Origin of the sequence: Scytonema sp. HK-05 (assembly GCF_963872035.1) — a bacterium.
In the GTDB taxonomy this organism is placed as follows: Bacteria; Cyanobacteriota; Cyanobacteriia; order Cyanobacteriales; family Nostocaceae; genus Kalymmatonema.
The window spans coordinates 23,597-32,696 of sequence record NZ_CAWMYC010000112.1; the positions used below are offsets into that span (position 1 = coordinate 23,597).

General features: G+C 42.3%; 8 protein-coding genes. 5 read left to right on the top strand and 3 right to left on the bottom strand.

The features are described 5' to 3' along the window. Positions 1-514: 514 nt before the first annotated feature. The 4 genes from AACT52_RS22140 to AACT52_RS22155 all read left to right on the top strand — a co-directional run bounded on the left by AACT52_RS22140 (position 515) and on the right by AACT52_RS22155 (position 6,134). Positions 515-643, top strand: a complete 129-nt coding sequence (locus tag AACT52_RS22140) for a hypothetical protein (protein WP_272937116.1) — start codon at positions 515-517, stop codon at positions 641-643. A 426-nt stretch (positions 644-1,069) separates the two neighbouring features. Next, complete coding sequence (locus AACT52_RS22145; RefSeq protein ID WP_073633394.1) at positions 1,070-2,134, top strand: ATP-binding response regulator; 1,065 nt, start codon at positions 1,070-1,072, stop codon at positions 2,132-2,134. Continuing rightward, positions 2,131-2,826, top strand: coding sequence for a response regulator transcription factor (locus tag AACT52_RS22150; protein WP_073633395.1), 696 nt, complete (start codon positions 2,131-2,133; stop codon positions 2,824-2,826). Before AACT52_RS22145 ends, AACT52_RS22150 begins: the two co-directional genes overlap by 4 nt. Before the next feature lie 47 nt (positions 2,827-2,873). After that, positions 2,874-6,134 carry an ATP-binding protein gene (locus tag AACT52_RS22155; protein ID WP_073633396.1) on the top strand — a complete coding sequence of 1,087 codons (3,261 nt, stop codon included), beginning with the start codon at positions 2,874-2,876 and terminating at the stop codon, positions 6,132-6,134. On the opposite strand, the gene AACT52_RS22160 is transcribed toward AACT52_RS22155, so the two are convergent. The 3 genes from AACT52_RS22160 to AACT52_RS22170 all read right to left on the bottom strand — a co-directional run bounded on the left by AACT52_RS22160 (position 6,111) and on the right by AACT52_RS22170 (position 8,304). Next, complete coding sequence (locus AACT52_RS22160) at positions 6,111-6,251, bottom strand: hypothetical protein (protein WP_158054744.1); 141 nt, start codon at positions 6,249-6,251, stop codon at positions 6,111-6,113. The two genes, AACT52_RS22155 and AACT52_RS22160, sit on opposite strands and share 24 nt — an antisense overlap. 139 nt (positions 6,252-6,390) lie before the next feature. After that, positions 6,391-7,155 (bottom strand): MinD/ParA family ATP-binding protein, encoded by a 765-nt coding sequence (locus AACT52_RS22165; protein ID WP_073633397.1) that lies wholly within the window; start codon positions 7,153-7,155, stop codon positions 6,391-6,393. An 81-nt stretch (positions 7,156-7,236) separates the two neighbouring features. After that, the gene (locus tag AACT52_RS22170) at positions 7,237-8,304 is read right to left on the bottom strand and encodes a Tll0287-like domain-containing protein (protein WP_073633398.1); all 1,068 of its coding nucleotides are present in this window, start codon (positions 8,302-8,304) and stop codon (positions 7,237-7,239) included. 346 nt (positions 8,305-8,650) lie between these two features. Between AACT52_RS22170 and AACT52_RS22175 the strand changes: the two genes are divergently transcribed. Then, entirely contained in the window at positions 8,651-8,902 is a 252-nt protein-coding gene (locus AACT52_RS22175) for a CTB family bacteriocin (protein ID WP_143172853.1), read from the top strand. Positions 8,903-9,100: the final 198 nt, after the last annotated feature.

Consider the following 9,100-nt stretch of genomic DNA (forward strand, 5'->3'; position numbering starts at 1 on the left):
CATAAGGCATTAGATTGTTCCCCATGCAAGAATGCCCCTTGTCCCAAGACGGTGGGCGGCGGCTCCTCCCGCCCCTTTTAGGGGCGGGAGGAGCCGCCGTCTTTTTGTGATAAGTTGCCGTCTTACAACAAACTCAATTAAAGTCAGCAAGCGATCGCCTGTTTTTGGAAAGCCTACTTCTTCATATATCCCTTATTTCATCAAATTCATTCTCGATTACGCGAACGGTGAGTAATATCAAGTCCGGTTAATTAGTTATTATTAAACGATCTGTGCAGAAACCGGAAAACCCGCTCCCCTACTGCCTTAATGATAAGTCTTTATCCGGACATGTAAGTCTTTAACCGGACATGATATAAGTTATATTTTATACATTATAAAGCTTGCTATTAAGTTATAGCTTAACAGGTTTAACTTGGCTGGTACAACTTTGCTGAAAGTCAGATACTAAACTCAGTTGTTCAGCAACTCAGAACACAACAAACAAATACTAGTAAAAACGAGGTAGAAAATAATGACATCTAAAACTCAAACTTTAGTTACCAATTTAGTTGACAATTTGCCAACAGTTGAGCAAGAAAATCCTAGCTTATCGACCGTAATGAAAGCAGCAGCTTCTTGTCCTGGAAGGCTATGGTGCTAACTTGCCTGTAACTGGTTACTTTGGATAAAAAACGGCATATAATCTCATGATTTTTCAAGAAATAATGGATTTGTAAATTATCAATATTATGAATATATCCCTGTATTTAATCCCAAATAAACCGTCTAAAAATAGGCATAAATGCAACGATATATTTTTGATTGTTTACTTAATATGAATGCTTATACTGACTTAAAACTTATAATGATATGTATTGGAAATATGGCTTTAAAATTGTAATTTTTAGTACCAAAATTCTTAATAATTTTAGGCTTATTTTCACTGTTACAGACAAAAAAAGTTCCAGTAAATGTAATTCTTTTTGGTACTTGTGAATATCGTGTAACTTGAGTCAATTAGAGTACGGCATGGCGAATAAAGTATGGAGTGGTATTTAAGTCAAAACAAAGCTATTACGATTTCAACATGAATTTCAGTCGGCACCCCAAGGAAGATATCTTAATAGTTGATGACACTCTGGACAACTTGCGGTTTTTATCAGTAATGCTAGATAAACAAGGGTATGAAGTCCGGAGTGTAACGAATGGTTCTACAGCCTTAATGGGCGCGCAGGCTCAACCGCCTGATTTGATTCTGCTCGATATCCTCATGCCAGAGATGAATGGCTATGAAGTTTGTCAATTGTTAAAAGCCAATCCTGTCACTCAAGAAATTCCAGTGATTTTTATTAGCGCTCTAAATGAGGTCTTTGACAAGGTTAAGGCTTTCTCAGTTGGAGGTGTAGACTTTATTACCAAACCATTTCAGTTGGAGGAGGTTATAGCACGAATTGAAAATCAATTGACTATCCGCCGACTGCAAGCCCAGCTGCTTAAAGCATTAGAACAGGAACGAGCACTTAACCAACGGATTGAGGAGATGGCAAGCCTGGAAGAGCGGAATCGAATAGCCCGTGATATACACGACTCATTGGGACATGCGCTGGTGGCACTCAACATTCACATGGAAACCGCTTTAACCTTGTGGGAAGATGATCCGCACAAAGCTTATAAGTTTTTAGTAGTAGCAAAGGAACTAGGTTCAGAAGCTTTGGAGGCAGTCCACCAATCCGTCTCAGCCATCAAGTCCGAACCCCTGCAAGGTCAATCGTTGGAAGAGGCGATCGCCGAGCTTGCCAAAGTATTTCATCGGACTACAGGGATAGAACCGGAGTGTCATATCAACTTATCTCACCCGTTATCCAACTCACTTAAGCTAGTAGTTTATCGAATCATACAAGAAGGTTTGACTAACATCTGCAAGTATGCTGCAGCAACTGCAGTACAGATTCATCTCCAGACAACGACTTCTGATCTTGTACTTATGCTTGAGGATAATGGAAAGGGCTTTCGGGTTAATGAAAACAGAACTAGATTTGGACTCCAAGGGATGCGAGAACGAACGACCGCTTTGGGTGGTCAATTGGAAATTGCCAGCGAACTAGGAGCTGGCTGTCGAATTACGGCAACATTACCGAGGTTAGTAAAATGATTCGGATATTACTTGTAGAAGACCAAGAGCTTATCCGGCGAGGCTTGAAGACTTTATTGGAGACTAAGCCAGATTTAGAAGTTGTGGGTGAAGCAGAGAATGGACAAGAGGCTATTGAGCAGCTAAAGGCGTTACATGCTGCTTCTTCTCCACCAGATGTAGTTTTGATGGACATCCAAATGCCCGTGATGAATGGAGTCACAGCTACCCAACTGATTTATCAGCAGTTTCCTAGAACAAAGATTCTGGTACTTACCACATTTCATGATGCTCATTACATTGCAGAAGCACTACGCTTTGGGGCGAAGGGTTACCTGTTGAAGAATATGCCTGCAGAAGAACTAGCAAAGGCAATTCATTCAATTTGCCAAGGATACACCCAGTTTGGACCAGGAATTGTAGAAAAAGTGATTGCTCAGATGCCAGTCACTGCACCGAGGCAACAGCAAGAACCGCCTCCAAAGTTGTTGGAACTGACGGCTAGAGAGCGGGAGGTATTACGGATGATTGCAGCTGGTGCTAGCAATCGCGAAATTGCTCAGGCACTTGTCCTTACAGAAGGAACGGTGAGAAACTATATCTCCCACATTCTAAACCGATTGAATGTACGCAATCGCACTCAGGCGGCGAATCTTGCCAATGGTTTTCTTTCCTGGCTGGCAAACTCTGAGTTGCCCAGTGCTACGAATTAATTTTATGTAATTAATTTCATGTAAGGTTTGTCCCTAAGGTTCGTGCCATGCGTCCTCTGACTCGCCAGTTGGCAAAACTTGCCAGTAACCTACCACTGCGCTTCATCCTAGTGGTACCATTAATTCTGCACATTTCCTTAGCTGTAGGGTTAACCGGATGGCTATCAATTCGCAATGGACAAAGGGCTATTAACGATGTAGCTAGTCAACTGCGGAGTGAGACGATCGCTCGAATTATACAATACCTTGATACTTATATTACAACACCTCATCTCATTAATCGGCTGAATGCGAATGCTATTCATCTGGGTCAATTGAATTTACAGAATTTGCCGGGTTTAGAACGGCACCTTTGGTATCAGATTCAGGCGTTTAATGAAGTCAATGAAATTAAGTTCGGCACGCAGCAAGGTGATTTTGTGGCAGTGGAAAGGCTAGATGATGGCACTTTGCAGGTTAAAGTTGCCGAGAAATCTACTGGATATATTAACTACGTCTACGCTGTTGACCGCAATGGCAATGCCACGAAACTCTTAAGAGCCAAGCATGACTTCGATGTACGTGTTCGTCCCTGGTATAAAGCTCCAGTAAAGGCACGTGAGGCGACATGGGGTAAAATTTATAAACGTTTTTCCACCTCAAAACCAGCGATTCCTGCTGGCTTGCCGATCTATGACGCTCAAGGGAAGTTGCTTGGGGTTGCAGCAGTTGATTTTTCTCTCTCGGGAATCAGTCAATTCCTACATAGTTTGAATATTGGTCGGTCGGGAGAGGCTTTCATTCTCGACCGTTCTGGATTCCTAGTAGGAAGTTCAACCACACAAAAGTTATTTATTATCCACAATCAGGCTCTACAACGCTTCAAGGCAACAGAAAGCACTCATGTTTTAACTCGGTTTGCAGCCCAGTTCTTGCTTAAACGCTTCGGTAGCTTCTCTCAAATTATCGGAAGTCAGCAACTTGATTTTGACATTGATGGGAGGCGGCAATTTTTACAAGTCGTGCCACTAAAAGATGATAAAGGGTTAGACTGGCTGATTGTCGTGGTGATCCCAGAAGCTGACTTTATAGGGCAAATCAATGCTAATACTCATACAACAATCTTATTGTGTTTGGGAGCATTTGGACTGGCGACGGTGCTGGGCATTTTGACTTCTCGCTGGCTCACTCAGCCAATTCTCCATTTGAGTACAGCTGCACAAGCGATCGCCAGCGGTGACTTAAACCAAACCGTAACTACAGATGGTGTCTCCTCAGAAATTAAAGTTCTGGCTCATTCCTTCAATTTGATGGCAAAGCAGCTACGAGAGTCATTTGCAGCATTGGCAAGAACAAACGAACAGCTAGAAGTTCGCGTTGAGGAACGGACAACCGAACTTAGCGAGAAAAACGAGCAGTTGCAGCAGGAAATCCGCGATCGCAAGCAAGTAGAAGCAGCGCTGCGACAAAGTGAGGCAAAGTTTCGGCATATATTCGAGAACTCACAGGTGGGTATTTTCCGGATTCGCTTTGACGGAGGGCTGATTCTCGATGCGAATCAACGCTTCATTGACATGATGGGATATGAGTCACTCGCAGAAGTTATTGGAAAGAAGCGTTTAGGTAAGTTTTATGTCAATTCTAGCGACTGGCTAAAGGCATTAGAAAGCTTGCGTACTTATGGTGAGTTCCACGACTTAGAAGCACAGTTTCGTCGCTGCGATGCTGGCAAAGGGAGCAGCCCAAGACGCGAACGCTCTGTGTACTGGGGGTTATTGTCAGCCCGCCTTAACCCAGAAGAGGATTCTGTAGAAGGAGTGGTGATTGATATTAGCGATCGCAAACGAGCAGAAGCAGCGCTGCAACAAGCAATGGAAGCTGCAGAAGTTGCCAACCGTGCCAAAAGTCAGTTTCTCGCTCACATGAGTCACGAACTGCGTACTCCCCTCAATGTTATCCTGGGCTTTACCCAGTTGATGGGTCGTGACGGTTCGCTCACGCTTCAGCAGCAGGAATATCTAGACACCATTAATCACAGTGGCGAACACCTGCTTAATTTAATTAACGATGTGCTGGAAATGTCCAAGATTGAAGCGGGTAGAACGACTTTGAATGAAAATAGTTTTTCTCTTTATAATTTACTAGACTCAATGCAACAGATGTTGCGGTTAAAAGCCGAGTCTAAAGGGTTACAGCTCGTCTTTGAACTAGCAACTGACTTACCCGACTATATTCATACGGATGAAAGTAAACTGCGTCAGGTTCTCATGAACCTATTAGGCAACGCTATTAAGTTTACGCAGGCAGGAAGCGTTACACTGCGCGTGATATGGGAAAGGACAAACGAGCAAACTACATTCTCTCACCTTGTGTTTCAAGTTGAAGACACTGGTCTCGGTATTGCCCGTGAGGAGCTAAAGCGCATATTTGAACCCTTTGTCCAAACTGAAACTGGTCGTTCTTCCCAGGAGGGGACTGGGCTTGGCTTACCCATTACCCAGAAATTCGTTGATTTAATGGGCGGAGAAATTACCGTTGACAGTAGGTTAGGAGAGGGAACGATTTTTCGATTTTATGTCCATGCTAGTGCAGTTGCAGCAGACCAATTGCAGGCACAAACTCCCAGCCAGCAAGTGATTGGTTTGGAGCCTGGGCAACCAGTTTATCGCATCCTTGTAGCAGAGGACAAACGGGAAAATCGGCAGTTACTGATTAAGTTGCTAAGACCTGTTGGCTTTCAAGTGCAAGAGGTAACCAATGGTCAAGAAGCTGTCTCTCTGTGCAAAAGCTGGTCGCCCCACTTGATTTGGATGGATATGCAGATGCCAGTGATGAATGGGTTTGAGGCAACAAAAGAGATTAAAGCCCTAGGTGGTCAATCCCCGGTAGTGATTGCTTTGACTGGAAGTGCGTTTGAAGAAGATCGCATGGCTGCTTTATCAATTGGATGCGATGACTTTGTACGCAAGCCGTTTCGAGCAGAAGTCATATTTGAAAAAATGGCAGAACACTTGGGAGTACAATACCTCTATGGTTCATCACAATTGCCTAGCAAAGGTACAAATGATTTGTCAACCTTACCCCAACAGTCACTACTGCAACCAGAAGAACTGCGAGAGGCACTAGCAATGATGCCTGTTGACTGGGTAGAGCAATTGTATCAAGCTGCGATTAAAGTGAATGCCAAGCAAATTCTCCAGCTTTTACCGCAAATTCCACTATCAAATCCTCATTTAGTCGATACATTGACTTATCTGGCTCATCGCTTCTGTTTTGAAGAAATTATTACATCAATTCCACGACAGTCAATTAATACCAATTCTCTCTAAACTTGCACTTAATAAATATTCCTCTGTTTCTTGGCGACGCCAGTCGCCTGCGGAGGCAAACCCTCCTGCAGCGCTGGCTCTTCTTGGCGGTTCGTTTTTTGGCGTTGCTGAATCCATGTATGAAAAAGATATTGTATGATTCCAAACCCTTGTAGAGACGTACCATGGTACGTCTCTACATACATGATTTTTTACACATCAACCTTAACTGAACCGTATTGGTCTATTACAGATGATGTGCGGGAGCAAGCTTGTTTCACAACAGCTTCGCTAATGCATTCACCTGCTGCGTCCAGGGATGTTCAGGATAGCACAGACAAAAAACATCGCTGCTTGCAAGATGAAACATCTCTTCGCAAACAGGTAAAACGCTAGCCACTGTTGCGTCGTAGCTTTTCTGCACCTGTTGCCGCAGTGCCTCAAAGTCAAAGCCTAGCAGTGCTTTATTAACAACTAACAACATCTTAGGCACCTCTAACTTACGAGCCACGTCTACCGCCACAGCTGTCCCTTGGTAGTCCTGGTAGTCTGGGCGTAGGATAACGATGAGCACATGGGAAATGATAATCGAGAGCAAAGTTTCTTCATTAATGCCAGGATGAGTGTCAATAAATAGGTAGTCTAGTTTTAAGCGACGGCACAGATCGCTAAAGCCATCATTGAGTAGACGAGCATCGTATCCTTCACGCAAGATTCGAGAAATCTCGCTCGTCCTGATGCTAGAGGGTACAAGGTAAATCTTTCCCTTAATTGCAGCCCCTTTCTGCCTTGTCCGCAAAGTTGGGGTAATGTCGTATGCAGCCTTTTCAATTGCACAGTGACCCCACAAATAATCATTCAGGGTAAACTCTATCTTTTCCTCATCAAGACCAAACGGAACATGAATTCCGGGAGATTGAATATCAGTATCAACAATACCAACTCGTTTACCAGAACGAGCGATGATAGTAGCCAGATTAGCGGTTATGTTTGATTTGCCAGTACCACCGCGAAAGGAGTGGATGGACACGACTTTAGACATAATGTATCTCCTTATTGATAGTTAGTAATTGGTTATTTGTTATTTGTTACTGGTGATTAGGAATAACGAATGATAAATGATTTAGTTTTTTGATTCGTCTGACCATTTGTTCCTCAGCTCTTGTGCATTTTGGCGCAGCTTTTGGAAGTACTCAGAATCCGCAATTTCCTCAACCTGACGTGCTTTCTTTGCTTGGTCAATCTCGATGCGGAGGGCTTGCACCTGTTGTTTGAGGCGTTGCTCGCGTGCGTAGACTTCACGCACCATTCGCTGGAACACCCGCCCCAGTTGTCCTAATTCATCGGTACGCTTTGCGATCGCACCCAAACTTTTGCGTTCAAACTCTTCAGCTTCTACAGAATTAATCGTATCTGTACTGAGCTTTTGAGCTAATTGAGCCATAGGTTTAATCGGTTGAATCACATTCCACTTCAGCAAGTAATTAATGAGCAGAATCACTAGAGTAAATACTGCAATAAAAATCCCAATAAATAAAGAAAACGCTTGATGAGCACTGGCATAAACTTGACTAGCTGGAATATAAATAATTTGTGTCCCGAGAATTTCATTAAGTTTCCATCCATAGCCATGATCTCTGCCATAAGTTGCTAACTGGCTCTTAGGTGCGCGTGCAGGGTCACTATGACACTGAAGACAACTGGAATTTGTAATCGAAAACGGTTTGGCACTGTAAAACAATTGTTCTCCAAACATAGTTCGGAATCCTGATAGGCTTGATAAATCCGGTTGATTTTGGAAGCTTTCTATCACATCAGTTTCAAAATCATCCGCTTTATCAGCTAAATTTGTTGGATTGAGTGTAGCGTCTTTATAAAAGAAATTTATATATTCTTTGTTTTGGCGTAGGTTTTCAAATACCTGCCTGGCTGCAAAGGTAGGTATTGCTTCAGGGATGAAATGATTGTCCGTTTTCAAGTCGGATTCTAATAAAGGAGCAACGCGAACATCAGTATAGTTTCTCACCGAGTTAATCATTTGTATAAGAATTTGTCCTCGGTAGCTTATTTCATCTTTGGCTTTTTGCTCAAGTGCCTTTGATAAAGCAAATCCACTTATAAGAATAGCAATGATAAAAACCAGCCCTAAAAACAGGGTAAATTTTGTCGCAAGCTTTAAATTACCTAACATAGCTTTTTAATCTTTATCTGTCAGCTCTATTTTTATCATAGTTATAACTATGTTAATTACACCATTGAAAGCATAAAATCCTGACATTAATCATTGCCCTGAACTCCCAATATGACAAATGTCATCAAACATAAACTTATCCAATTAACAAAAATCACTAAACATTTTTCTATTAATAAGCAAGAAAAAACGTGACATTTTTCAGCAGTTTATTTTTGGCTTGAACTCTACCATGAAGACAGTTGAGAAAGGAAGAACGCAGAAAATATCCCAAACAATCAATTCAATTGATGAGAAGATTCTGCTTGACCAAACTCAATCAATCAACTCATTTTTGGACAAAACTATGTCATTTGAAATTAAAAACAACCGAGTAGAAATGTCTGAGCAAGAATTAGACTTTATTGCCGGTGGTGTTGTGGGTGTGGATTTGGGTGACTACAAACACTTTATCCAAAATAGTGGCAGCAACTACAAAGCAACTAACTCAGAAATTGCTGACTACACTGTTGCAAGTCCCGGCGGTTCTGCTACAGGTACTACTGCTCAGTTACAGCAAACTCAAAGCAATTCTCACAACAACATTATTGTTGGCTAATAGCTAGATCATGCCACTCTAGCCAAAGTCTCAAGTAGGGGTTATCCTAACAAATTCACTCAAGGAGTTTGCACTCTTGCTTAAGTAAATGAAATCACTCAACTTATTTTTGGAGAAAACTATGTCATCTCAAATCAAAAACAACCAAGTTGAAATGTCCGAGCAAGAACTAGATTCTGTTGCTGGTGGTTTGGATTT